Raw genomic sequence first — 23,134 nt, forward strand, 5'->3', positions numbered from 1 at the left:
TCCGCGCGGCTGCTAAGCGTGGGTGTCGCCCGTGAAGCAAAAGCCGATATGGCGGCCGAGAGCGGCCCTCGCGGCTTAACTTGCCACTAGTGCCCCTTCAAGTCTCCCCTGTAGGAGAAAGGAGCCTAGAGTAGGATCGGTCTCTCCTTCTCATCTTCGACCTCGCCATGAGGAAAGCCCCAAGGGCAACATGAGGGCTGGGAGAGGAGACCCGACATTTATGCTCAAGGTGACTGACCTCCTCCCGGACAAGCTTCCAGCCCCGCTCATGGCCCGGAGAGGGTGGAGGGATGAATCCCCACCTCACCCAGTCCCCTTACGCACTCGCCCGCAAGTCTCCCCATCCGATCCGCATCCGGCCAACCTACCGCAACCTCTTCGCGTCCACCCCATGCCCCGCCCTAAGCACCCCCCCCGCCCATCCAGAGGTCTCCACCGCCAAGGACGCATCGCCCAATGTCCAAGCGTCAGGTAGGGCCTGAGGGAAGACTTCGAGGGAACTTGTGGGCCGAGGGAAGATGATGCGATCAATGAGCGAAGGGCCAACGTCAGGCCCGACACCGAGGAGCAACGCTATGCCTGCCCCAACCCCAAAGGACGACATGAAGGCCACCCTCGCGGACCTGCACCAAGCGATAGACTTGCAGGCCAAGAAGCTGACCATCCGGTTCGCGCTGATGATGGCGGCCTTCGTCGTCATCGTCTATCTGCTCGACGTGACGCGCTAGGCAGCCGGGAGTCACCATGCCGGAACTCGTGACAAAGGATGACCTCAGGGTGGCCCTGCACATCTCCACCATGCGGGTCGGCCTGATGATCGGCATCACGTTCTTCGGACTGTTCCTCGCTCTGGTGCTCGCGTTGGGCCGGACGTAGCTCACTGCGCGAAGCCGGCTACTCCGGGAAGGGCTCCCAAATGTTCGGGGGCAGATGAAAACTCTGGACCCGCTCCGCTCCTCGCCAGATTGTGAGGGTCTCGTCCCCGTGGCGGAATAGTCTCAGCGCACCCTCGCCGTGCACCTCTTTAGACCAACTCGACAGCAGCGTGAGGTTCTCGGCCTCCAGGAAAGCACGAAGGCTGTTGAGGGCCTCCTCGGCCGCCCCCAGCTCATCACATGCGGCGTCTACCCAGCGATTGAGGCGAACGAGGTCGGCCAGCTCGGCATCGCAGAGCCAACCAATTGCCTCCGCTTCATTTCGCCATTCAAGCTGGGCGAGCGGCACGAGTGCCGAGGTTACGCGGCCTTCCAGGGAGCCCGAGCGGCCAACCTTCAGCACGCGCCCGCCACTCAAGGGGACCGAGCCGAACGGCGTCACAATGCCGCCGATACCGCCCGCCGATAGCGCATCCACCCCCTGGGCTACCTGCAAGAAGCCGCCGCCCGTAGAGATCATGGCCATGATCGTTCGACAAACCCGGGCCGTTAGGCCGCTACGGATACGCCTGACGACTGCATCGTAGCTCCGACACTGAAGCCGGGATGCTTCGCCCCTCCGCACAAGGTCCGCCACCGATGACCACCTTTGGTGAAGGCTGTCTTCCAACTCCCGGCGTTGCCGGATGTGTTCGGACTCGCGGAGGGCTGCTCCGAATTGATCGCCGCTAAAGTACTGATGCCCACAGCAGTGACCAACCGCATGGAGAGTCCCGGCGGAAGTAGACCACAGTAGGTGGCCCCTGAGGTACTTCGGGCTGTTCGGACTGCATAGTGGGCAGGGTGCCCGCTCCCTACCCAAGCCAGCAATTGTAAAGTAGGGGTGGAGGACTACTACCCCATCCCTTGGTGGAGGCTCTCCGGAAATGTGCCGCCAAGTATGCGGCGAGCCGGTCTTGTGTAGATGGTCGAGAAAGTCTGCGACCAGATGCTCCGGGCGCTCTGCGAAAGTCAGCTTGATTGGGGTCGCCAAATGCTTCTCCGTTGGGGAAACTCGAAGAATCACTCCCTAGCTTACGCATGGTTACTTATGCGCAGGTTTGGTGTCCGCCATCAAGGGTCGCAACGTGCGGTGGCAACAATTCGCGAACAAACAGGAACGTTTGGCCACCTCCCGGAACGGACTGGAAACGCCGCTCCCGGATTGCGAAAAAGTATCGGCCGCGCGACACGTCCAACATACGTGACAGCGGGTCAGCTTCCCCCCGTACGGCCCCCTCCGATTTGGCCCAGGGTCTCGGCCGTGGGGGCTCCCATCAAGCTCGCGGCCACCGGCCCCTCCGTGGTCCCATCGAGCGGCCTCGCCCTCGCCCATGCCCTGCCTCTATCATCGCCGCCCGCCTCAGCCTGAGGTCCGTCCATATGGGTATACCTTTAGCGAACCTTTGTGGAGCTGGTTCGATAAATACTCTTTGACAACCCAAAGCGAACCATCAATAATGAGACCATCCAAATCGAACTGATGGGGTCTCGCCATGTTCGTCCGCGCCTATCTCCGCGCCTCCACCAAGGAACAAGATGCCAGCCGCGCAAAGGCGGACCTGGAGGCCTTCGCCAAGGAGAGGGGGCTGAGGATCGCGGCCACCTACCTGGAGAATGAGAGCGGAGCCTCCCTGGCCCGCCCCGAGCTATTCCGCCTCCTCTCGGACTGCCAGCCGGGAGACATCCTCCTAATCGAGCAGGTAGACCGCTTGAGCCGCCTCAACACGGCCGACTGGGAGCGCCTCAAGGACGAGATCAGGCAACGCCGGGTCCGCATCGTCGCTCTCGACCTCCCGACCTCCCACGACATGGCGACGGCCAAGGAGGACGACTTCACGTCCCGCATGCTGGACGCGCTCAACGGGATGCTTCTCGATATGCTCGCTGCCATTGCCCGGAAAGACTACGAGGACCGACGCAGACGGCAGGCGCAGGGCATCACCAAGGCGAAAGAGGAAGGCCGCTATAAGGGCCGCCCTGAGGACGAGGGACGCAACGCCGCCATCATGCAGATGCTCAAGGGCGGACAAAGCTGGAATAGCATCGTGGCGGCCACGGGAGCGTCTCGCAGCACTCTCGCACGGCTGGCGAAGCGGATGATGGAGGAGGCCTAAATGCCGCCTTCCAGTGCCAAATACAATTGGATTGTGCAAGCATAGCGAGAGGCCGTGCTGAGGCGGCCGAGGGGGGGAATAGATGCAGCCAGATCCAAGTATATTTGTTTCCAAGGGTCTGTTCCCGGAAAACCTTCCACCCGTTTTCACCTCACGAGATATTTGGGATGGCTTTGCGTCGCTGGGATCGAGCTATGGCGTTTTACGGGATTCGGTCGGAGGTCAGGCAGTCTACAATGCAAGCAAGCGTGGTGGACAGCGTCGCCTATTTCGCATACCTCACCCGGCCTTTGTTAGGGATCAGGCCTTATTCTTTCAGAAACATTGGGGCGAGCTGGAGAACTTGCTAAGTCGATCCACGGGATCATTGTCCAGGCCAGCCTTTTATCGCCACGGCCCTCGCCACGTTAGAATAACGAGCCACGCAGAGCTGCCCTCGCATCGACTAAGAAAGTTCTCTAGATTTAACCTCTGCCTGATAACCGATGTTTCGCGGTTTTTTCCCTCCGTTTATACTCACAGTATTCCGTGGGCAATCAACGGAAAAGCGGAGGCAAAGGCTGATACAAGGCAGAACTCACAGAGTGTTTGGGGCAATAAACTTGACTTCATATTACGACAATCTCAATCTAGACAAACAGTTGGCATAGCGGTAGGTCCGGACACTTCAAAGATAATTTCCGAAATATTGATGTCATCGGTCGATGATCAATTTATAGTGCGAAGCGGCAGCAAACCACCGACATTCCTTCGACACGTAGACGACTATTGGATTGGGGGCGATACGCAAGAGGAATGCGAGCGCCATCTTTCAAATCTTCGCACCGCGCTGCGCGATCACGAGCTGGACATCAACGAGTCCAAGACGAAGATAGTCTCTTCCAAATACGTATTTGGAGACGACTGGCCGGTTGAGTTCGAGCGGGAGCTAGAGCGCTACCTAGTCGGCAACTTCGCCGGGCCCGGTGGAATTCTGCCTCTACTTAGCAGCGCCGTCAGCATTGCGACCGAGAAGAACGACGATGGCGTCATCCGACGAACTGTTCGGAAGATTGATGAGTACAAAGGCTGGTCCCGTGATTGGGTTACGTTGGAGCATTTCCTTGCACAATGCTCTCTACAATTCCCGCACTCTTTTGACTATGTCGCAAGGGTTGTTGCTTGGCGAAGACGAATAGGGAACCCCATAGATACCGCTCTCTGGATCGATATCGCTCAATCAGTGGCCAAATCGCGGGGCTCCTCTGGATATGACTCCGAAGCAGTTTGGGCGCTCTGGCTGCTCAAGGAGCTTGGCGTCCGCGTAGTCAAAGGCATCTCAGAACCGCTTGTTGAAAGCTGCGGGAGCCTAACAAAAGCTTTTCTAGCCCATATGGGGGCTAATGGCATGCTCGTTGACCGGCAGTGGCGCGGGAAACTTGTAGAGGCTGTTGAGGGCGAGCCCTTGTCCGGCTCCGATTGGCCGCTGACCTTGGAGCTAGTTCACTTGGGGAAAGGGCTCGATAGTTGGCTTGCCGATGGAGACGGCCCCGCCATGCGGCTGCTTCACGAACAACGTAGAAGCATAATTGATTGGTCGGCCCCTCCGAAGGTATTTGGCGAACATGATGAGGGGCCCGATGGTGGTCCAGACGACGATCAGGATTCGCCGGAGAATGCGCTGGAGCACTACGGAGACGACTATGGTGAGTTTCGAAACGAGGATGAGCCCGACGAGACTGATGACACCGACGATCCGGAACACAATGACTCAGACATCGATATTGCCGACTTATTTGCCGATATCCTTCTGTAGCGCAGGGCGTGAGGTGGGCTAACCAACACTGCAAATGCGGCTCTCCACCCCTAAACGCGTCGAACATCGATCAATGCCGTGGCACCGATAGATTCCATCTCAGCTCTCATGCTGGCCAAACTGGAAAATTGGGGGAGCAGTATGGGGGAGCACTCCCGAAGAGATAGGAGCTAAGTAATTGACGACAAAGGCTCTTGGGGGAGCAAAAAGCTAATGGCGGAGAGGGGGAGATTCGAACTCCCGATACCCTTGCGAGTATGCCGCATTTCGAGTGCGGTGCAATCGACCACTCTGCCACCTCTCCGCGGTGGCGCTGTCAGCGCGATTGGCCTGATACATGGGTCTTCGGACGATGACAAGCCCCTTCGCTACCTTTCCAACGCCTTGTGGATCATTGCCCTCTCGGCACCCGGCCCCCGCCCCGCTTCGACACCGACGCCGGCAATCGCGGCCGGAGAGAGGCAATCGCGGCCGGATCAAACTCGGCGCCGGGGCTTAGCCAGACGGCAAAGGCCGGGGAAAGGCGGCAGACGCAGCATGCGCGCGTAGCAGAGGCTGGTCGCAGGAAGCGAGGGACAGTCGGCCGGGCGCACTAGCTTAAGCTTGGGCTTTAATATCTCGAAGCAGGTGGCAGGCGGATGGCGGGTGAGGCGCCTGCAAACGGGAGGGCAAACGATCCTGTTATATCGCGTTGTAAGCAGCCAAGCTGTGGCGGCAGACGCGGCCAGCCGGGGATCGGACGCGAGAGAGCTGAAGACAGCCCCTGACTCCGCAAATCTGCCCGGCCCATTACGCGTGCAGAGTGACCCAGCCCCAATCCCGCAAAGTCGCCGGCTTTCACGCACCACGACAGCCGCGCAGCTGCCCCATGTCCACGCCCCCATCGACGAGGGCACACGCGTCCGGCGGGGCGGCCGTCGGTCGCGGAGGGAGTCGAACGCTTGTTGCCAAGCCCACCAGCATGGACGACTGAACTTGCAGCAGCCCGCGTCGCAACACCGCGAGGTATCAATTGGCCTGGCACGCCTTCACCCCGCCCCCGCCCCCAAACCCCGTAGCCGTCGCAGGGGCGCGAGGCCTTGGCGGGGCTGGCTTTTGGGAGTCCGGGGCGGGCGGTTTCGCTTGACAGATGGGGGCTCGTCCCTATAAGTGCGCCCGGAATGGCGGCGTGGCTTTCGGCTGCGCCATTTCCATTTCAATGAACCCTGACTGAAGAAGCGGACCCTTCGAGGTCACGCTGAACAACTGGATAGAACAATGTTCGCAGTCATCAAAACGGGTGGCAAGCAGTACTCGGTTGCCGCCAATGACGAACTGGAAGTCGAGCTGCTCGAAGGAGCGCCCGGCGATATGGTTACCTTCGGCGAGATTCTCCTCGTCGGCGGCGAAGCCGGCGTCACCATCGGTGCCCCCTTCGTCGAAGGCGCCTCGGTCTCGGCCGAGATCATCGACCAGATGCGCACGCGCAAGATCCTGGTCTTCAAGAAGCGCCGCCGTCAGAATTCGAAGCGCAGCCGCGGCCATCGCCAGCACCTGACCATTGTCCGGATCACCGAGATCCTGACCAATGGCGCCAAGGCGTCCGGCAAGAAGGCCCCCAAGGCCAAGGTTGCCAAGGCTGCAGCACCCGCGACCGACACGGCTCCGGCCGCTCTCGTCAGCGGCGGGCTCGACAGCTCCAACCTCTCGCTGATCTCGGGCATCGGCCCGACCATCGAGAAGAAGCTGCGCGCCGCCGGCATCACCAGCTGGGAGCAGATTGCTGCCTGGACCGATGCCGACATCGCCAAGTATGATGAAGAGCTCGCCCTGCGTGGCCGGGTTGTTCGCGAAGAGTGGGTCCAGCAGGCCTCTGAGCTTCTCGCCGGCAAGCCGCCGCGCGCCAAGATCGACCAGGCAGAGCTGAAGTCTGGCGAAGATCGCTGAGCCGCGCTTTCTAGCGCGCCCCTAACAACGGATCGGGAGTTCGATCATGGCACACAAAAAGGCAGGCGGTTCCTCGCGCAACGGTCGCGATTCCGCGGGTCGACGCCTCGGCGTCAAGAAGTTCGGCGGCGAAGCCGTCATCTCGGGCAACATCATCCTGCGCCAGCGCGGGACGCAGTGGCATCCGGGCACCGGAGTTGGCCTCGGCAAGGATCACACGATCTTCGCTACCGAGGAGGGATTCGTATCCTTCCGTCGTAAAGCCAATGGCCGCACCTACGTATCCGTCGTCGCTCCGGCGGCGCTGGAGGCTGCAGAATAACCGGCTTTCATTCGGGAACGCCGGCGTCGCATCGACCCGGCCGACCGTGACGGTCAGAAGACAGGGGAGATGGGACACCATCTCCCCTTTTCTTTTGGCCCGACCGGGAGGCACCAATGCGGGACCAGGATTCGGAAGACACGCTCGACGACGAAGAACGGACCGTCCTGACCGCGCGGCTCGCGCTGCGTCGGCCCAGGACGGAAGATGCGGCGGTTCTCGCCGCAGCGATCGACAACCCGCGCGTGGCGATGAACCTCGTCAGCGTGCCGCATCCCTATCGCCGCGCCGATGCGGAGGCCTGGATCCAGCAGGGCCGCAATTCGGCCTTCGGCCACGCGCATATTGCGGTGTCGCAGGGCGATGGCAGCCTGCTCGGGGCCAGCTTCCACCGGCCGAGCGCGACGCGTCCCGACGGTCATGACCTGTCCTTCTGGGTGGCGGAGCGGTTCTGGGGCCAGGGTTTCGGCACCGAGATCGCGCACGCGACGATCGACCATGCCTTTGGCGCAGGCGGGGTCGAGCGGCTCTGGTGCGCGGTGCGGGTGACGAACGGCCCCGCCCGCCGCGTGGCGGAAAAGTGCGGCTTCCAGTTCCGCGATACCGGCATGGTGCGCTCGCTGTCAGCGCGCGGTTCCGTTCCGGTCGAGCATTTCGTGCTCGAACGCCGGGTCTGGCAGAGCCTGAAGGCCTGGGGTCGCCCGACCCATGGCGACGGTGCCGCGACCTTCCTGTGGCCCCGCCCCTTGCAGGAGGAGGGCGAGCGATGATGACGATACGAGCGATGCTGCCCGAGAAGACGATCCAGACCGCCAACCTGCTGCTGCGCCCGCTGCGGCCCGGCGATGCCGCGGCCATTGTCGCCGGCCTCGACGATTTCGAGGTCACGCGATGGCTGGCGCGGGTTCCCTATCCCTATACCCACGACGAGGCCGAACGCTTCCTCGCCTGGGAACGGTCGCAGCGCCCGGTCAGCGCCGAGCAGGTCTACGCGATCGATCGCGATGGCATGATCGGATTGATCTCGCTGCGCGACGCCGGTCCGGAACCGGTGCTTGGCTATTGGCTGGCGCAGGCCCATTGGGGCAAGCGCTATATGAGTGAGGCCGTGGCGGCCCTGGTCGACGACACCTTTGTCGATCCCGACGTCACGACGATCCAGTCCGGCGTGTTCGAGGGCAATGAGCGCTCGCTCGCCATCCAGAAGCGGCTCGGTTTCGAGATCGTCGGTCGCTCGATCCAGCATAACCTTGCGCTTGGCCGCGATCTTGCGCATATCGACACAGCCCTGACGCGCGCGCGTCACTACGAGTTGAAAAAATGAAATTTCTCGACGAAGCCAAGGTCTACATCCGCTCCGGCGACGGCGGCGCAGGCTGCGTGTCGTTTCGTCGGGAAAAGTTCATCGAGTTCGGCGGCCCGGATGGCGGCGACGGCGGCCGGGGCGGCGACGTCTGGGCCGAGTGCGTCGATGGTCTCAACACGCTGATCGACTATCGCTACCAGCAGCATTTCAAGGCCAAGGTCGGCGTGCATGGCATGGGCCGCAACCTTGCCGGCGGCAAGGGCGACGACGTCACCCTGAAGCTGCCCGTGGGCACGCAGATCTATGACGAGGATGGCGAAACGCTGATCGCCGACATGACCCATGTCGGCCAGCGCGTGCAGTTGGCCCGGGGCGGCAATGGCGGCTTCGGCAATGCCCATTTCAAGACCTCGACCAACCAGGCGCCCCGTCGCGCCAATCCCGGCCTCGAGGGTCTGGAGCGCTGGATCTGGCTGCGGCTGAAACTGATCGCCGATGCCGGCCTTGTCGGCCTGCCCAATGCCGGCAAGTCGACCTTCCTGGCCGCCGTCACCGCGGCCAAGCCGAAGATCGCCGATTATCCCTTCACCACGCTGCATCCCAATCTCGGCGTCGTGCGCAGCGACGGCCGCGAATTCGTCATGGCCGATATTCCCGGCCTGATCGAAGGCGCGCATGAGGGTGTCGGCCTCGGCGTCCGTTTCCTCGGCCATGTCGAGCGCTGCCGCGTGCTGCTGCATCTCGTCGACGGCACGCAGGAAGATCCGGCCGAAGCCTATCGCATCGTCCGCGCCGAGCTCGACGCCTATGGCGACGTGCTGGCTGAGAAGCTCGAAGTGGTGGCGCTGTCCAAGGCCGACGCCATTCCCGAGGAAGAGCTCGAGAAGCGCAAGAAACAGTTGGCCAAGGCCTGCGGACATACGCCGCTGGTTCTCTCCGCCGCCACCCGTGTCGGCATGGAAGGGGCGCTGCGCGCCATCGGCCGCATCATCGACGAAGGCAAGCTGGAAGACCCGAACATGCATCCGAGCGCCAAGGGCGAACCCTGGCGACCGTGAAGCTCATGAGACCATGCCGGCGGACCTCTGCCCGCCGGCCTTCCTCCTGAGCCTTGCAACAGGGCATCGCCCCATCGGATCGAAGAGCACAGACACCATGAGCCTGATCGTGGAACAGACCGCCGACATCGCGGTGAAGCTCAAGCCGGAGAATTTCCGCCGCATCGTCATCAAGATCGGTTCGGCGCTGCTGGTCGATCGTGCCACCGGCCGTTTGCGCGAGGACTGGCTGGCCGCCCTCGTCGACGACGTGGCGCAGCTCGCCGCCGGCGGCCGCGAGATCCTGCTCGTCTCGTCGGGCGCCATCGCGCTCGGGCGCGGCGTTCTCGGCCTGCCCAAGGGCGCGCTGAAGCTGGAGGAAAGCCAGGCCGCCGCCGCCGTCGGGCAGATCGCGCTGGCGCGGGCCTATTCCGAAATGCTCGGCCGCCATGGCCGCACCGCCGGGCAGATCCTGCTGACGCTGGGCGATACCGAGGAACGGCGGCGCTATCTGAACGCCCGCTCGACCATCGGCACGCTGCTGAGGCTCGGCGCCATTCCCGTCATCAACGAGAACGACACGGTCGCCACCAGCGAGATCCGCTATGGCGACAATGACCGCCTCGCCGCCCGCGTCGCCTCGATGATGGGCGCGGACCTGCTGGTGCTGCTCTCCGATATTGACGGGCTCTATACCGCCCCGCCCCAATCCGATCCCAACGCCACTTTCATTCCCGTGGTCGAGCGCATCACCGCCGAGATCGAGGCGATGGCCGGCGGCGCCGGCTCGGAATTTTCGCGCGGCGGCATGAAGACCAAGGTCGAGGCGGCCAAGATCGCCACCGTGGCCGGCGCCGCCATGCTGATCGCGCTCGGCAAGCCGCAGAACCCGCTGAAGCGGGTTTCGGACGGCGCCAAGGCGACCTGGTTCCTGCCGGAACTGAACCCCGTAACCGCGCGAAAGAAGTGGATCTCGGGCCATCTGGAGACGCGGGGCGTGCTGGTGATCGACGATGGCGCGGTCAAGGCGCTGCGCTCGGGCAAGAGCCTGCTGCCGGCCGGCGTCCGGCGCATCGAGGGCCGGTTCCAGCGCGGCGACGCGATCATCGTGCAGGGGCCGAATGGCGAGGAGATCGCGCGCGGCCTGGTCGCCTATGACGCGGCCGACGCCGAACGCATCGCCGGCCGCAATACCAAGGAAATCGAAACGATTCTCGGCTTTGCCGGCCGGGCTGCCATGGTCCATCGCGACGACATGGCGCTTCGCGGCGAATAGGAAGATCATCATGACCACCTCCCTCCTCCGCGAGACGACGAACGGCAACCAGGCCGAGACGGTCGAAGCCGTGATGCTCGATATCGGCCGCCGCGCCCGCGCCGCCGCCCGGCGCATGGCGCTGGCCTCGACCGAGGCCAAGAACGCGGCGCTGAAGGCCATGGCCGCCGCCATCCGCGCCCGCGCCGACATCATCCTCGAAGCCAATGGCCGCGATGTCGCCGGGATGAAGACGGAAGGCGCCGCGGCATCCTTCCTTGACCGGCTGACGCTGACCCCTTCTCGCATCGAAGGCATCGCGGCCGCGATCGACGAGATCGCCACCCTGCCCGATCCCGTCGGCACCGTGATTTCCGCCTGGGACCGGCCGAACGGCCTGCATCTCGAGCGCGTCCGCACGCCGCTCGGCGTCATCGGCGTCATCTATGAGAGCCGTCCCAATGTGACCGCTGACGCCGGCGCGCTCTGCCTCAAGGCCGGCAATGTCGTGATTTTGCGCGGCGGCTCGGACTCGTTCCATTCCTCCGCCGCCATCCATGCGGCCCTCGTCGAGGGACTGGTCGCGGCCGGCCTGCCCGCCGACGCCATCCAGATCGTGCCGACCCGCGACCGCGCCGCCGTCGGCGCCATGCTGTCCGGCCTCGACGGCGCGATCGACGTGATCGTGCCGCGTGGTGGCAAGAGCCTGGTCGCGCGCGTGCAGGAAGAGGCGCGCGTGCCCGTCTTCGCCCATCTCGAGGCGATCGTGCATGTCTATGTCCACGCCAAGGCCGATCTCGGCATGGCGAAGACGCTGCTGGTCAACGGCAAGATGCGTCGCACCGGCGTCTGCGGGGCGACCGAGACGATGCTGATCGACCGCGCCATCCTGGACACCCATCTGGTGCCGATCCTCGACGCCCTGGTCGCGGCCGGCTGCGCCATCCGGGGCGACGCAGAAGTCTGCGCGCGCTTCCCGGCCGCGACGCCTGCGACCGAGCAGGACTGGTCGACCGAATATCTCGACGCGATCATCTCGGTGAAGGTCGTCGACGGCGTCGACGAAGCGATCGACCATGTCGAGACCTACAGCTCGCACCACACCGACGGCATCATCACCGAGGACGAGGCGGTCGCGGCCCGTTTCCTGGCCGAGGTCGATTCCGCCATCGTCGTGCACAATGCCTCGACCCAGTTCGCCGATGGCGGCGAGTTCGGCTTTGGCGGCGAGATCGGCATTGCCACCGGCCGGATGCATGCGCGCGGACCTGTCGGGCTCGAGCAGCTGACCTCGTTCAAGTACCGCGTCAACGGCACCGGGCAGACGCGGCCGTGAGCCTCGGCGAGGCCGAGATCCAGACCGTGATGGTGGACCCGGCGCTGCGTTCGGCCCTGAAGCTGCCTTTCGCGGCGCCCGGCCAGCGCATCGGCCTGTTCGGCGGCTCGTTCGATCCGCCGCACCAGGGCCACCTGACCGTCAGCCTTATGGCGCTGCGCCGGCTGAAGCTCGACGCCGTCTGGTGGCTGGTGACCCCGGGCAATCCGCTCAAGGACCATGCCCCGGAACAGCTCGGCCGCCGTGTCTCGGCGGCGCGCGCCATGGCGCGCCACCCGAAGATCCACGTCACCGCCATCGAGGCGACGCTGAAGACCCGCTTCACCGCCGACACGCTGGCGATCCTGTCGCGGCGCCTGCCGGGCGTTGAGCTGGTGTGGCTGATGGGCGGCGACAATCTGCGTCAGTTCCATCGCTGGCGCGACTGGCGCCGGATTTCCCGGCTGATGCCGATCGCAGTCTATGACCGGCCGGGCAGCACCTTCACCGCCACCGCCGCCCCGGCCGCGTTCGCGCTGCGCCGACGCCGGCTCCGCGAAATCGACGCGGCCCGGCTGCCGACACGCCGGACTCCGGCCTGGATCTACCTGCACGGGCCCCGAATCGCGCTTTCTTCGACGGAACTGCGCGCCAAACGCAATAAGAGTGCCGCCGCGTCTTGAAAGCGCCACAGCGTCGTGCCTATGTGCTTTTTTGCACGATTTCCATCGCGTGGAGCGCATCCGCTCCTGGCCAGATCGAAGGCCCAGCGCGCCAATGGCGAAAGGACTGACCACTGACGACGGCAATGCAGCCTGAGGACGCCATCCAGCGCGCGCCTCACCGAGTGGCCGTTAGCCGGCAGATTGCGGCGGACGAAGCTCTCAAAGCGATCCTCACCACCCTCGAAGATTCGAAGGCTGAGGATATTGTTTCCATCGATATCGCCGGCAAATCCGCCTTGGCCGACTTCATGGTCGTTGCCACGGGCCGGTCGCAGCGACATGTCAGCTCGATCGCGGAGCATATCAGCCGCGACCTGACTTTGGCCGGCGGACGCGTCGCACGCGTCGAAGGCGTACCCCATTGCGATTGGGTGCTGCTGGATGCGGGCGATGTCATCGTCCACATCTTCCGGCCCGAAGTCCGTTCCTTCTACAATCTCGAAAAGATGTGGTCGGCGGACGAGTCGCTTTCGGCGCCGACCCCTGCCCGGGAACAGCCCGGCAGCTAAGGCCGTTCGATGCGCATAATGATCGCCGCCGTGGGTCGGCTGAAAGCCGGCCCCGACCGCGCGCTCATCGAGCGCTATATCGACAGGGCCTCGCAGGCCGGGCGCAGTCTCGGCCTGACCCTCTCCGTCCGCGAATTTGTCGAGAGCCGCGCCCAGCGGCCCGACGAGCGCATGGCCCAGGAAGCGGCGACGCTGCTTTCCGCCCTCCCCGACGGCGCCATTCTGGTCGCGCTCGACGAGCGCGGCGAGACGCCGTCCAGCCCCGCCTTCGCCAAGCGCGTCGGCGACTGGCGCGACCAGGGCATCCGCGACCTCGTCTTCGCCATTGGCGGTCCCGACGGCCATGGCGACGCCATCCGCAAGCGCGCCGACCTCAAGCTCGCCTTCGGCGCCATGACCTGGCCGCACCAGATCGTCCGCCTGCTGCTGGCCGAGCAGGTCTACCGCTCGATGACGATCCTTTCCGGCCACCCCTATCACCGCGAATAGGCCGCCCTATATCGCCTGGGGCCCGTCGCGCTTCGGCCGCAATCCGCGGTTACGCTCGGGTAGTTGGAGGTTGACGAGGTGTTAACACTTCGCTGCCAAATCTCGTCGCTGTTAACTCAGCTTTAGCCGTCGGGCGCCTGCACTTGGTTCGCATTCGGGTCTCTTCGCTGCCTCGACAGATGGGTCCCGTCATCAGTCGGGCTGCCCTTGTCGCGGCGCTGGCCGCCGGCACCGCCCTGCCTTCGCATGCCGTCGATTCGCCCCAGCCCACGGCCCAGGCCCAGCCGGCACCGCAGGGTGGGATCAGCGAAACCGAGCAGCAGCGCGCCGCCCGCCGCGCCGAACTCGACGCCATTACTCACGATATCGAGGTCACCGCCGAGCGCCAGGCGGCGCTGCGCTCCGAAATGGACCAGCTCGACCAGGACCGCATGACGCTGAACAAGTCCCTGATCGAAACCGGCGAACGGGCCCGCGGCCTCGAGCGCCAGATCGACGAGGCCGAACAGCGCATGGGCGGCCTGCTCGACGAGGAGAAGACCGTCCACGCCTCGCTGAGCGCCCGCCGCGGCGTGCTCGCCAACGTGCTGGGCGCGCTGCAGCGCATGGGCCGCAAGCCGCCGCCGGCGATCGTCGTCCGCCCCGAGGACGCGCTCGCCTCGGTCCGCAGCGCCATGCTGCTCGGCTCCGTCGTGCCGGAACTGCGCGTCGAGGCCGAGGCGCTGGCGACCGACCTGCAGCACCTCGTAGCGCTCAAATCGGAACAGTCACGCGAACGTGACCGGATGCGCGCCGACGCCAGCGCGCTCGCCGAAGAGCGCACCCGCATCGAATATCTGGTCGATGACAAGCGCAAGGCGCGCGCCCGCTCGGAGCAGCAGCTCGCCGAGGAGCAGGCGAAGTCGGAACAGCTCGCCAAGAGCGCGACCAGTCTCAAGGGCCTGATCGCCGATCTCGAAGGCCAGATTTCCGCCGCCGCCGCGGCCGCCGAGGCCGCGAAGCAGTCGGAAGCGGCCAATCAGGCCGCCATGGACGATGGTCGAGCCTCGCGCCGGCCGGAAAACCTCGGCGCCGCCGACCGCATCGCGCCGGCCGTCGCCTTTGCCTCGACCAAGGGCCTGCTGCCCAAGCCGGTCAATGGCGTGCAGCTGAAGACCTTTGGCGACCCGGACGGGCTGGGCGGTACCAGCCAGGGCCTGTCGCTCGCTACCCGCGCCTCGGCACGGGTTTCCTCGCCGTCCGACGGCTGGGTGGTCTATGCAGGACCGTTCAGATCCTACGGACAACTCTTGATCATCAACGCCGGCGGCGGATATCATATTCTGCTGGCAGGTATGGAACGGATCGACGTCGAATTGGGACAGTTCGTTCTCGCAGGGGAACCTGTGGCGCTGATGGGATCGCGGTTGCTGGCAAGCAGCAGCACCGTAGGCATTGGCGCAACGCAGCCCGTGCTCTATGTCGAATTTCGAAAAGACGGTAACTCGATCGACCCGGCCCCATGGTGGGCCCGATCCAAAGACGAAAAGGTTGGCGGATGATACGCAACGCTTCGCTCCTCCTGGCCGGCACCATCATCGGCGCAACGGCCGCTGTGACGCTCACCCAGGTTCCGAGCCTGATTCCGGGCGTCGCGCATGCCGCCGTCTCGGATACATACCGGCAGCTCAATCTGTTTGGCGACGTGTTCGAGCGGATCCGCTCGGACTATGTCGAGCAGCCGGATGACAGCTCGCTTATCGAGGCGGCGGTCAATGGCATGCTGACCTCGCTCGATCCCCATTCGAGCTACATGAACCCCAAAGACTTCAAGGACATGCAGGTCCAGACCCGCGGCGAGTTCGGCGGGCTTGGCATCGAAGTGACCATGGAGGACGGCGTGGTCAAGGTCGTGTCGCCGATCGACGACACGCCCGCAGCTAAGGCCGGCATCCTGGCCGGCGACCTGATCGTGGCGCTGGACGGCGAAGCCATCCAGAACATGAATCTGAACCAGGCTGTCGACAAGATGCGCGGCGCGGTCAACACGCCGATCACCGTGACCATCCAGCGCAAGGGCACCGAGAAGCCCTTCGACGTGAAGATCGTCCGCGACGTGATCCGCGTCCAGTCGGTCAAGTCTCGCGCTGAAGGCGACATCGGCTACCTGCGTATCTCCTCCTTCAACGAGCAGACCTTCGACGGCCTCAAGGCCGCGATCGACAAGCTCAAGGCGGATATCGGCAAGGACAAGATCAAGGGCTACATCCTCGATCTGCGCAACAATCCGGGCGGTCTGCTCGACCAGGCCGAATATGTCAGCGACGCCTTCCTCGAAAAGGGCGAGATCGTCTCGACGCGCGGCCGCCATGCCGACCAGAACATGCGCTACGACGCCCATCCGGGCGACCTGACGGACGGCAAGCCGGTGATCGTGCTGATCAACGGCGGTTCGGCCTCGGCTTCGGAAATCGTCGCTGGCGCCCTGCAGGACCAGAAGCGCGCCACCATCCTCGGCACGCGGTCCTTCGGCAAGGGCTCGGTGCAGACGATCATCCCGCTCGGCTCCAACGGCGCGATCCGCCTGACCACGGCGCGCTATTACACGCCGTCGGGCAAGTCGATCCAGGCCAAGGGCATCGATCCGGATATCCAGGTCGTGCAGGACCTGCCTCCGGAGCTCAAGGACAAGATCACCGACACCAAGGGCGAGGCATCGCTCAAGGGCCACCTCACCAATGAGGGCGGCGGCGACGAGGGCACGGGCTCGCAGGCCTATGTCCCGCCGGAGGCGAAGGACGACAAGCAGCTGCAGCAGGCGATCGGCCTGCTCGACGGCAAGCAGGCGAATGCGGCCTTCCCGCCCAACGCTGCGGCCGCCGTGCCGAACTGATCCAGAACGGCGCCCCTCGGGGCGCCGTTTTTCTTTGCGCGGCGCGCCACGGCCTCGATACCTACGCCAAGGCCGCTTCAGGCCCCGTGCGGACGCCTGGGACTGCCGGCACCGTACAGGCGGCCCATAGTGCCGGCGAAACGCGGCAGCGCCCCAGGCGCCCGCTCCCCGCCTTCGCACGCTTGGAAGAAGGGGTTGAGCGGGCCTGTGCACAGGCGCCCCTGTCAGGTGCGACCCCTTCGAGCCATGCTATCGTCGCGCCAACGCAATCCCCGCCCCGTCGCTTCGAGGGGCAAATCCCGAATGGTCCATCATGTCCGGCAAGAAACCCGTCGATCCCACCTCGCTGCCCTACCGTCCCTGCGTCGGCACCGTCGTCTTCAACAAGGATGGTCTGGTGTTCATCGGCGAACGCTCGCCCAATGCCGAGCTGACGCCCGGCGATCCCGTCTGGCAGCTGCCGCAGGGCGGCATCGACAAGGGTGAGGATCCCCTCCCCGCCGCGCGCCGCGAGCTGTTCGAGGAAACGAGCATCCGGACGGTTTCGCTGCTCGCCGAGGCCGAAGGCTGGTTCGACTACGACCTGCCGCCGGAGCTGGTCGGCATCGCGCTTAAGGGCAAGTATCGCGGCCAACGACAGAAGTGGTTTGCCTTCCGCTTCGAGGGCGACGAGAGCGAGATCAACGTGCTGGAGCCCGGCGACGGCAGCGCCGAGGCGGAGTTCATCTCCTGGCGCTGGGAGCCGCTCGAGCACCTGCCGTCGCTGATCGTGCCGTTCAAGCGCAAGGTCTACGAGCAGGTCGTCTCGGCGTTCCGGCATCTGGCGCCCTGAAACCGGCGGGCCGAACGGATATCTGTATGCTTAACAGATGATAAGGCGGACGTTCATTCTGGGTTCAGGCTGGTGCGGCTACAACCGGGTCACCAACAAAGAGGATGACCCAGATGAAGAAGATTCTTCTCGCCACCATCGCCCTGTCGATGTTCGCCACGCCCGCCGCCTTTGCCCAGCAATACCGCGGCGACCGGGACCAGGGCCGCGGCCATGGCGGCTACGAGCAGCAGCATCGCCAGCCGCAGATGAAGAAGCACGACTACCGCAAGCGGTGGTCGAAGGGTCAGCGCGTGCCGTCCCAGGCGCGTGGCAACCGGGTCGACTACAAGCGCCATCACCTCAAGGCCCCGCCGCGCGGCTACCAGTGGGTCGAGAATGACGGCCAGTACCTGATGATCGGCATTGCCAGCGGCCTGATCGCGGCGATCGCCAACCCCGGCCGGTAAGGCCTCGATTCCGGCGGCGGCCTCCAGGCCGTCGCCTCGCTCGGGCAGCCCCGAACAGCAAAAAGCCCGCCATCGACCGGAAGGTCCATGGCGGGCTTTTCTGTATCTCGATTTCGCGGCAGGAGCCGCGAAAGATCAGTGTCCGAGGGCTTCGCGGATATCCTGAAGCTGCTGCAGCTTGGTCTGCGCCACCGTGCGTTGGGCGTCGTCGCGGGCATCCGCGACGTCTTCCTCGGCATTGCGGATCTCGAGCGCGAACGCTTCGGGATCAAGGCTTTCCAGCGGAATCGCCTGCTCGGCGAGGATGGTCAGGCCGGCCCCGTTCACGTCGGCGAAGCCGCCGCGCACGAAGAACTTCTGAACACCGCCGCCAACCTGGGTGACGACAACGCAGCCCGGCTTGATGGTCGCCATGAAGGGAGCATGGTCCTTAAGGACCGTGAACTCGCCATCAGTGCCCGGGACCACGACCGACACGACCGACTCCGAAAGCAGGAGCCGCTCGGGTGAGACGAGTTCGAACGGGAACGGTTCTGCCATGTTGGGCTCTTTCTCTCGTCAGACGATCAGGCTGCTGCCGCGAGCTTCTTGGCCTTGGCAATCGCTTCCTCGATCGTGCCGACCATGTAGAAGGCGGCCTCGGGGAGATGATCGTAGGCGCCTTCGCAGAGGCCCTTGAAGCCCTTGATCGTGTCTTCGATCTTGACCTGGACGCCCGGCGAACCCGTGAAGGCCTCGGCGACGTCGAAGGGCTGCGACAGGAAGCGCTCGATCTTGCGGGCGCGGGCGACGGTGAGCTTGTCCTCTTCGGAAAGCTCGTCCATGCCCAGGATCGCGATGATGTCCTGGAGCGACTTGTAGCGCTGCAGGATCTGCTGGACCTGACGGGCGACCGCGTAATGCTCTTCGCCGACGATCGCCGGGGTCAGCATGCGCGAGGTCGAGTCGAGCGGATCCACGGCCGGGTAGATGCCCTTTTCCGAGATGGCGCGCGACAGAACGGTCGTGGCGTCAAGGTGGGCGAAGGAGGTGGCCGGCGCCGGGTCGGTCAAGTCGTCGGCCGGCACGTAGATGGCCTGCACGGACGTGATCGAGCCCTTATGCGTGGTGGTGATGCGTTCCTGGAGCTGGCCCATGTCGGTCGCCAGCGTGGGCTGGTAGCCCACGGCCGACGGGATACGGCCGAGCAGAGCCGACACTTCCGAACCCGCCTGGGTGAAGCGGAAGATGTTGTCGACGAAGAACAGCACGTCCTGGCCCTGGTCGCGGAAGTTCTCGGCGACGGTCAGGCCGGTCAGCGCGACGCGGGCGCGGGCGCCCGGCGGCTCGTTCATCTGGCCGAACACGAGCGCGCACTTCGACTTGACGGCCGGATCGGGATTGTGCGGATCGGCATTCACCTTGGCGTCGATGAACTCGTGGTAGAGGTCGTTGCCCTCGCGGGTACGCTCGCCCACGCCGGCGAACACGGAGTAACCGCCGTGCACCTTCGCGACGTTGTTGATCAGTTCCTGGATCAGAACGGTCTTGCCGACGCCGGCGCCGCCGAACAGGCCGACCTTGCCGCCCTTGGAATACGGTGCCAGCAGGTCGACGACCTTGATGCCGGTGACCAGGATCTCGGCCGAGGTGGCCTGCTCCGAATAGGACGGGGCGGGCGCATGGATCGGACGCAGGCCTTCGGCCTCAACCGGACCGGCTTCGTCGATCGGCTCGCCGATGACGTTCATGATGCGGCCGAGCGTACCGACGCCGACGGGAACCATGATCGGGCCGCCGAGGTCCTTGACCCGCTGGCCGCGGACGAGGCCTTCCGACACGTCCATGGCGATGCAGCGCACGGTGGATTCGCCGAGATGCTGGGCGACCTCCAGTACGAGGCGGTTGCCGTTATTGTCGGTTTCGAGCGCGTTCAGGATCGCGGGCAGATGGCCATCGAACTGCACGTCGACGACGGCGCCGATAACCTGGGTGACGCGGCCGGAGCCGGCCTGCTGATTGGTGTTCGCCATGGTGTTCAACCTTCCAAAAATCCGGTCAGAGCGCCTCGGCGCCCGAAATGATCTCGATCAGTTCCTTGGTGATCATCGCCTGGCGCGTCCGGTTGTAGCGGAGCGTGTACTTCTTGATCATCTCGCCTGCGTTGCGCGTGGCGCTATCCATCGCCGACATCTTGGCGCCCATCTCGGACGCCACGTTTTCGAGGAGAGCACCCAGAATCTGGACCGAAATGTTGCGCGGCAGCAGATCCTCGAGGATCCCTGCTTCGTTCGGCTCATATTCGTAGTTCGGCGCGACCGCGCCGGCATCGCCGGCCGGGAGCTGCGCCGGAATCACCTGCTGCGCCGTCGGGATCTGCTGAATCACCGAGCGGAACTTGGCGTAGAACAGCGTCGCGACGTCGAACTGGCCGTCTTCATAGAGCTGCAGCAGCTTGCGGCCGATCGCGTCGGCGTTGACGAAGCCGATCTGCTTGACCGTGCGAAGCTCGATCAGCTCGATGATTTCCGTCTGGAACTGGCGGCGAAGGATGTCGTAGCCCTTCTTGCCAACGCAGAGGATCTTCACCGTCTTGCCGTCGCGCTGCAGGCGCAGCGCGTGATCGCGGGCGAGACGGGCGATCGACGAGTTGAACGCACCGCAGAGGCCGCGCTCGGCCGTGCAGACGACGAGAAGATGCGTCTGATCGGAACCGGTGCCGGCCAGGAGCTTCGGACCGTCGTCGGTGTTGACGCCAGCCGCCACGTTGGCGAGCACGGCGTTCATGCGCTCCGCATACGGACGCGCAGCTTCCGCGGCAGCCTGGGCACGACGCAGCTTCGCCGCGGCGACCATCTGCATCGCCTTGGTGATCTTCTGCGTCGCCTTCACCGAGGCGATGCGATTCTTTAGTTCCTTGAGGCTCGGCATGAGCGTCCCTGTCGGTCGGACTGAGATCCGGGTCGCACAAGGCGACCCGGTTCAGACCTGGATTCAGGCGAAAGACTTGGCGAAGCTGTCCAGCGCGGCCTTGAGCTGCGCACGGAAGTCGTCATTCAGCTCGCGCTTGTCGCGGATGCCATCGAGAAGCGCCTTGTGCTCGCTGCGAAGCGAAGCCAGCAGGCCTGCCTCGAACGCGCCGACCTGGTTGACTTCGATGCGATCGAGATAGCCGTTCACGCCGGCATAGATCACCGCAACCTGCTCCTCGACCTTCAGCGGCGAGAACTGCTGCTGCTTCAGGAGCTCGGTCAGGCGGGCGCCGCGATTGAGCAGCTTCTGCGTCGTCGCGTCGAGATCGGAGCCGAACTGCGCGAAGGCAGCCATTTCACGATACTGCGACAGCTCGCCCTTGATCGGGCCGGCAACCTGCTTCATCGCCTTGATCTGGGCGGCGGAGCCGACGCGCGACACCGAGAGGCCGACGTTCACGGCCGGGCGGATGCCCTGGTAGAACAGGTCGGTCTCGAGGAAGATCTGGCCGTCGGTGATCGAGATCACGTTGGTCGGGATGTAGGCCGACACGTCGTTGGCCTGCGTCTCGATGATCGGCAGAGCCGTCAGCGAGCCATTGCCATTGTCGTCGTTCAGCTTGGCCGCGCGCTCGAGCAGGCGGGAATGCAGGTAGAAGACGTCGCCCGGATAGGCTTCGCGGCCCGGCGGACGGCGCAGCAGCAGCGACATCTGGCGGTACGCCACGGCCTGCTTCGACAGATCGTCATAAACGATCAGGGCGTGCATGCCGTTGTCGCGGAAGAATTCGCCCATGGCGCAACCGGCCATCGGGGCCAGGTACTGCATCGGAGCCGGGTCCGAAGCGGTTGCCGCGATGATGATCGAATATTCGAGCGCGCCGCGCTCCTCGAGCACCTTCACGAACTGCGCGACGGTCGAACGCTTCTGGCCGATGGCGACATAGACGCAATAGAGCTTCTTGCTCTCGTCGCCGCTGTCGTTGATCGACTTCTGGTTCAGGATGGCGTCGAGCGCCACGGCGGTCTTGCCGGTCTGGCGATCGCCGATGATCAGCTCGCGCTGGCCGCGGCCGATCGGGATCATGGCGTCGATCGCCTTGAGGCCGGTCTGCATCGGCTCGTGCACCGACTTGCGCGGGATGATGCCCGGCGCCTTGACGTCGACGCGGCGACGCTCGGTGAACTCGATCGGGCCCTTGCCGTCGATCGGATTGCCGAGCGCGTCGACGACGCGGCCGAGCAGACCCTTGCCGACCGGCACGTCCACGATGGCGTTGGTACGCTTGACCGTGTCGCCTTCGGCGATGTCACGGTCGGAGCCGAAGATCACGATACCGACATTGTCGGTCTCGAGGTTCAGGGCCATGCCGCGGGTTCCACCGGGGAACTCGACCATCTCGCCGGCCTGGACATTGTCCAGACCGTAGACGCGGGCAATACCGTCACCGACCGACAGAACCTGTCCGACTTCGGAAACCTGAGCCTCGGAGCCGAAATTCTTGATCTGCTCCTTGAGGATTGCGGAGATTTCAGCGGCGCGGATGTCCATCAGCCGACCTCTTTCATAGCGATCTTGAGTGAATTGAGTTTGGTGCGAAGCGACGTATCGATCATGCGGCTACCGACCTTGACGACCAGGCCGCCGATCAATGCCGGATCGACATTCGAAGAAAGCGTGACGTCCTTGCCGATCTGCGCCTTGAGCGCTTCCTTCAGCGCCGCGGTCTGCGGATCGGAAAGCGGCTCGGCGCTGGTCACCTCGGCGGTGACCTCGCCGCGATGCTTGGCGAGAAGCTGGCGGAAGCCAGCGATCATGCCGGGAACGGCGAACAGGCGGCGATTGCTCGCCGCGACCTTGACGAAGTTGCCGACCAGGCCGCCGATTTCGGCACGCGCCAGAACGGCCGAGACAGCGCGAAGCTGGTCGTCCGCGGCGAATACCGGGCTCTGGACGAGGCGGACGAGATCGTCGCTCTCGCTCAGCAGGGCCGTGAAACGGGACAGATCGGCATCGACGGCGTCAACCGCGCCGCTCTCGAGGGCCAGATCAAACAGTGCCGTCGCGTAACGCCCGGCGACCCCTGATACGAGAGTTTTGTCTTCTGCCACCTGATCCTCGCTCTGTGACGCGCCCCCACTTCCGGGTTGGTCCGGATGCTGCACGCAACGCCTTGAACGTATTGAAGATTTTTTCGACGGATGGAAGCCGTCAAAAACGGCATTCCCCGAAGCCGCGCGTTCGTTAGCACAGCATCCGGCGACTCGCAACAAGGCCCGTCCCCGGAATCGACGAGAAAGGCCGGCAAGCGCCCTCCGC

General features: G+C 64.5%; 24 protein-coding genes and 1 tRNA gene. 18 read left to right on the forward strand and 7 right to left on the reverse strand.

Annotated features, from left to right (window positions below; translation table 11 throughout):
- The first annotated feature begins 575 nt into the window (after nt 1–575).
- Together ABIE08_RS21870 and ABIE08_RS21875 are read left to right on the forward strand one after the other, a co-directional pair.
- A complete protein-coding gene (locus ABIE08_RS21870; RefSeq protein ID WP_354554046.1) occupies nt 576–728 on the forward strand; it encodes a hypothetical protein in 153 nt (50 codons plus the stop codon).
- Nucleotides 729–744: 16 nt separating this feature from the next.
- Nucleotides 745–876 carry a hypothetical protein gene (locus ABIE08_RS21875; RefSeq protein ID WP_354554048.1) on the forward strand — a complete coding sequence of 44 codons (132 nt, stop codon included), beginning with the start codon at nt 745–747 and terminating at the stop codon, nt 874–876.
- 18 nt (nt 877–894) lie between these two features.
- Here the strand turns inward: ABIE08_RS21875 and ABIE08_RS21880 are convergent, their stop codons facing one another.
- The gene (locus ABIE08_RS21880) at nt 895–1,401 is read right to left on the reverse strand and encodes a hypothetical protein (RefSeq protein ID WP_354554050.1); all 507 of its coding nucleotides are present in this window, start codon (nt 1,399–1,401) and stop codon (nt 895–897) included.
- Between the two features lie 1,009 nt (nt 1,402–2,410).
- On the opposite strand from ABIE08_RS21880, the gene ABIE08_RS21885 reads away from it, so the two are divergent.
- Together ABIE08_RS21885 and ABIE08_RS21890 are read left to right on the forward strand one after the other, a co-directional pair.
- Nucleotides 2,411–3,031 (forward strand): recombinase family protein, encoded by a 621-nt coding sequence (locus tag ABIE08_RS21885; protein WP_354554052.1) that lies wholly within the window; start codon nt 2,411–2,413, stop codon nt 3,029–3,031.
- A gap of 82 nt (nt 3,032–3,113) precedes the next feature.
- A complete protein-coding gene (locus tag ABIE08_RS21890; protein ID WP_354554054.1) occupies nt 3,114–4,826 on the forward strand; it encodes an RNA-directed DNA polymerase in 1,713 nt (570 codons plus the stop codon).
- Nucleotides 4,827–5,040: 214 nt separating this feature from the next.
- Here ABIE08_RS21890 and ABIE08_RS21895 read toward each other — a convergent pair.
- Nucleotides 5,041–5,130, reverse strand: a tRNA-Ser gene (locus tag ABIE08_RS21895).
- 953 nt (nt 5,131–6,083) lie between these two features.
- Between ABIE08_RS21895 and ABIE08_RS21900 the strand changes: the two genes are divergently transcribed.
- The 14 genes from ABIE08_RS21900 to ABIE08_RS21965 all read left to right on the forward strand — a co-directional run bounded on the left by ABIE08_RS21900 (nt 6,084) and on the right by ABIE08_RS21965 (nt 17,863).
- Complete coding sequence (locus tag ABIE08_RS21900; protein WP_354554056.1) at nt 6,084–6,752, forward strand: 50S ribosomal protein L21; 669 nt, start codon at nt 6,084–6,086, stop codon at nt 6,750–6,752.
- Nucleotides 6,753–6,798: 46 nt separating this feature from the next.
- A complete protein-coding gene (gene rpmA, locus ABIE08_RS21905; protein WP_266331625.1) occupies nt 6,799–7,074 on the forward strand; it encodes a 50S ribosomal protein L27 in 276 nt (91 codons plus the stop codon).
- A 116-nt stretch (nt 7,075–7,190) separates the two neighbouring features.
- Entirely contained in the window at nt 7,191–7,844 is a 654-nt protein-coding gene (locus tag ABIE08_RS21910; RefSeq protein ID WP_354554058.1) for a GNAT family N-acetyltransferase, read from the forward strand.
- Nucleotides 7,841–8,398 (forward strand): GNAT family N-acetyltransferase, encoded by a 558-nt coding sequence (locus ABIE08_RS21915; protein ID WP_354554060.1) that lies wholly within the window; start codon nt 7,841–7,843, stop codon nt 8,396–8,398. Before ABIE08_RS21910 ends, ABIE08_RS21915 begins: the two co-directional genes overlap by 4 nt.
- Nucleotides 8,395–9,438 carry a GTPase ObgE gene (obgE, locus tag ABIE08_RS21920; RefSeq protein WP_354554061.1) on the forward strand — a complete coding sequence of 348 codons (1,044 nt, stop codon included), beginning with the start codon at nt 8,395–8,397 and terminating at the stop codon, nt 9,436–9,438. The genes ABIE08_RS21915 and obgE overlap by 4 nt, the downstream gene beginning before the upstream one ends.
- A 97-nt stretch (nt 9,439–9,535) precedes the next feature.
- On the forward strand, nt 9,536–10,693 hold the full coding sequence (proB, locus tag ABIE08_RS21925) for a glutamate 5-kinase (protein ID WP_354554063.1): 1,158 nt from the start codon (nt 9,536–9,538) through the stop codon (nt 10,691–10,693).
- A gap of 10 nt (nt 10,694–10,703) precedes the next feature.
- Nucleotides 10,704–12,008 carry a glutamate-5-semialdehyde dehydrogenase gene (locus tag ABIE08_RS21930; RefSeq protein ID WP_354554065.1) on the forward strand — a complete coding sequence of 435 codons (1,305 nt, stop codon included), beginning with the start codon at nt 10,704–10,706 and terminating at the stop codon, nt 12,006–12,008.
- Nucleotides 12,009–12,037: 29 nt separating this feature from the next.
- Nucleotides 12,038–12,670: a nicotinate-nucleotide adenylyltransferase gene (locus tag ABIE08_RS21935; RefSeq protein WP_436409598.1), complete on the forward strand. Its 633-nt coding sequence runs from the start codon at nt 12,038–12,040 to the stop codon at nt 12,668–12,670.
- Between the two features lie 125 nt (nt 12,671–12,795).
- Entirely contained in the window at nt 12,796–13,221 is a 426-nt protein-coding gene (gene rsfS / locus ABIE08_RS21940) for a ribosome silencing factor (RefSeq protein WP_266331634.1), read from the forward strand.
- Between the two features lie 9 nt (nt 13,222–13,230).
- On the forward strand, nt 13,231–13,710 hold the full coding sequence (rlmH, locus tag ABIE08_RS21945; protein WP_354554069.1) for a 23S rRNA (pseudouridine(1915)-N(3))-methyltransferase RlmH: 480 nt from the start codon (nt 13,231–13,233) through the stop codon (nt 13,708–13,710).
- A 179-nt stretch (nt 13,711–13,889) separates the two neighbouring features.
- A complete protein-coding gene (locus tag ABIE08_RS21950) occupies nt 13,890–15,251 on the forward strand; it encodes a murein hydrolase activator EnvC family protein (RefSeq protein ID WP_354554071.1) in 1,362 nt (453 codons plus the stop codon).
- The gene (locus ABIE08_RS21955) at nt 15,248–16,582 is read left to right on the forward strand and encodes a S41 family peptidase (protein WP_266331638.1); all 1,335 of its coding nucleotides are present in this window, start codon (nt 15,248–15,250) and stop codon (nt 16,580–16,582) included. Before ABIE08_RS21950 ends, ABIE08_RS21955 begins: the two co-directional genes overlap by 4 nt.
- Before the next feature lie 310 nt (nt 16,583–16,892).
- Entirely contained in the window at nt 16,893–17,414 is a 522-nt protein-coding gene (locus ABIE08_RS21960; RefSeq protein WP_354554226.1) for an RNA pyrophosphohydrolase, read from the forward strand.
- A gap of 113 nt (nt 17,415–17,527) precedes the next feature.
- Nucleotides 17,528–17,863: an RcnB family protein gene (locus tag ABIE08_RS21965; RefSeq protein ID WP_354554073.1), complete on the forward strand. Its 336-nt coding sequence runs from the start codon at nt 17,528–17,530 to the stop codon at nt 17,861–17,863.
- Nucleotides 17,864–17,998: 135 nt separating this feature from the next.
- Here the strand turns inward: ABIE08_RS21965 and ABIE08_RS21970 are convergent, their stop codons facing one another.
- The 5 genes from ABIE08_RS21970 to ABIE08_RS21990 form a co-directional block, all read right to left on the reverse strand.
- A complete protein-coding gene (locus ABIE08_RS21970; RefSeq protein WP_266331640.1) occupies nt 17,999–18,403 on the reverse strand; it encodes a F0F1 ATP synthase subunit epsilon in 405 nt (134 codons plus the stop codon).
- A gap of 26 nt (nt 18,404–18,429) precedes the next feature.
- Entirely contained in the window at nt 18,430–19,875 is a 1,446-nt protein-coding gene (gene atpD, locus ABIE08_RS21975; RefSeq protein ID WP_266331641.1) for a F0F1 ATP synthase subunit beta, read from the reverse strand.
- Nucleotides 19,876–19,900: 25 nt separating this feature from the next.
- Nucleotides 19,901–20,773: a F0F1 ATP synthase subunit gamma gene (locus tag ABIE08_RS21980; protein WP_354554075.1), complete on the reverse strand. Its 873-nt coding sequence runs from the start codon at nt 20,771–20,773 to the stop codon at nt 19,901–19,903.
- A gap of 63 nt (nt 20,774–20,836) precedes the next feature.
- On the reverse strand, nt 20,837–22,366 hold the full coding sequence (gene atpA, locus ABIE08_RS21985; RefSeq protein WP_354554077.1) for a F0F1 ATP synthase subunit alpha: 1,530 nt from the start codon (nt 22,364–22,366) through the stop codon (nt 20,837–20,839).
- Nucleotides 22,366–22,926, reverse strand: coding sequence for a F0F1 ATP synthase subunit delta (locus ABIE08_RS21990; RefSeq protein WP_354554227.1), 561 nt, complete (start codon nt 22,924–22,926; stop codon nt 22,366–22,368). The genes atpA and ABIE08_RS21990 overlap by 1 nt, the downstream gene beginning before the upstream one ends.
- Between the last annotated feature and the right edge of the window lie 208 nt (nt 22,927–23,134).

The sequence above is a fragment of the Kaistia defluvii genome, from assembly GCF_040548815.1.
Taxonomy (GTDB): domain Bacteria; phylum Pseudomonadota; class Alphaproteobacteria; order Rhizobiales; family Kaistiaceae; genus Kaistia; species Kaistia defluvii_A.

Bases quoted from the DNA above. Each gene is read 5' to 3' on its own strand.
- rlmH (WP_354554069.1), top strand. From the start codon at position 13,231: ATGCGCATAATGATCGCCGCCGTGGGTCGGCTGAAAGCCGGCCCCGAC.
- atpD (WP_266331641.1), bottom strand. From the start codon at position 19,875: ATGGCGAACACCAATCAGCAGGCCGGCTCCGGCCGCGTCACCCAGGTT.
- atpA (WP_354554077.1), bottom strand. From the start codon at position 22,366: ATGGACATCCGCGCCGCTGAAATCTCCGCAATCCTCAAGGAGCAGATC.
- ABIE08_RS21970 (WP_266331640.1), bottom strand. From the start codon at position 18,403: ATGGCAGAACCGTTCCCGTTCGAACTCGTCTCACCCGAGCGGCTCCTG.
- ABIE08_RS21900 (WP_354554056.1), top strand. From the start codon at position 6,084: ATGTTCGCAGTCATCAAAACGGGTGGCAAGCAGTACTCGGTTGCCGCC.
- ABIE08_RS21930 (WP_354554065.1), top strand. From the start codon at position 10,704: ATGACCACCTCCCTCCTCCGCGAGACGACGAACGGCAACCAGGCCGAG.
- proB (WP_354554063.1), top strand. From the start codon at position 9,536: ATGAGCCTGATCGTGGAACAGACCGCCGACATCGCGGTGAAGCTCAAG.
- ABIE08_RS21870 (WP_354554046.1), top strand. From the start codon at position 576: ATGCCTGCCCCAACCCCAAAGGACGACATGAAGGCCACCCTCGCGGAC.
- ABIE08_RS21875 (WP_354554048.1), top strand. From the start codon at position 745: ATGCCGGAACTCGTGACAAAGGATGACCTCAGGGTGGCCCTGCACATC.
- ABIE08_RS21950 (WP_354554071.1), top strand. From the start codon at position 13,890: ATGGGTCCCGTCATCAGTCGGGCTGCCCTTGTCGCGGCGCTGGCCGCC.
- obgE (WP_354554061.1), top strand. From the start codon at position 8,395: ATGAAATTTCTCGACGAAGCCAAGGTCTACATCCGCTCCGGCGACGGC.
- ABIE08_RS21885 (WP_354554052.1), top strand. From the start codon at position 2,411: ATGTTCGTCCGCGCCTATCTCCGCGCCTCCACCAAGGAACAAGATGCC.
- ABIE08_RS21890 (WP_354554054.1), top strand. From the start codon at position 3,114: ATGCAGCCAGATCCAAGTATATTTGTTTCCAAGGGTCTGTTCCCGGAA.
- ABIE08_RS21880 (WP_354554050.1), bottom strand. From the start codon at position 1,401: ATGGCCATGATCTCTACGGGCGGCGGCTTCTTGCAGGTAGCCCAGGGG.
- ABIE08_RS21915 (WP_354554060.1), top strand. From the start codon at position 7,841: ATGATGACGATACGAGCGATGCTGCCCGAGAAGACGATCCAGACCGCC.
- ABIE08_RS21965 (WP_354554073.1), top strand. From the start codon at position 17,528: ATGAAGAAGATTCTTCTCGCCACCATCGCCCTGTCGATGTTCGCCACG.
- ABIE08_RS21935 (WP_436409598.1), top strand. From the start codon at position 12,038: ATGGTGGACCCGGCGCTGCGTTCGGCCCTGAAGCTGCCTTTCGCGGCG.
- ABIE08_RS21980 (WP_354554075.1), bottom strand. From the start codon at position 20,773: ATGCCGAGCCTCAAGGAACTAAAGAATCGCATCGCCTCGGTGAAGGCG.
- rsfS (WP_266331634.1), top strand. From the start codon at position 12,796: ATGCAGCCTGAGGACGCCATCCAGCGCGCGCCTCACCGAGTGGCCGTT.
- rpmA (WP_266331625.1), top strand. From the start codon at position 6,799: ATGGCACACAAAAAGGCAGGCGGTTCCTCGCGCAACGGTCGCGATTCC.
- ABIE08_RS21910 (WP_354554058.1), top strand. From the start codon at position 7,191: ATGCGGGACCAGGATTCGGAAGACACGCTCGACGACGAAGAACGGACC.
- ABIE08_RS21955 (WP_266331638.1), top strand. From the start codon at position 15,248: ATGATACGCAACGCTTCGCTCCTCCTGGCCGGCACCATCATCGGCGCA.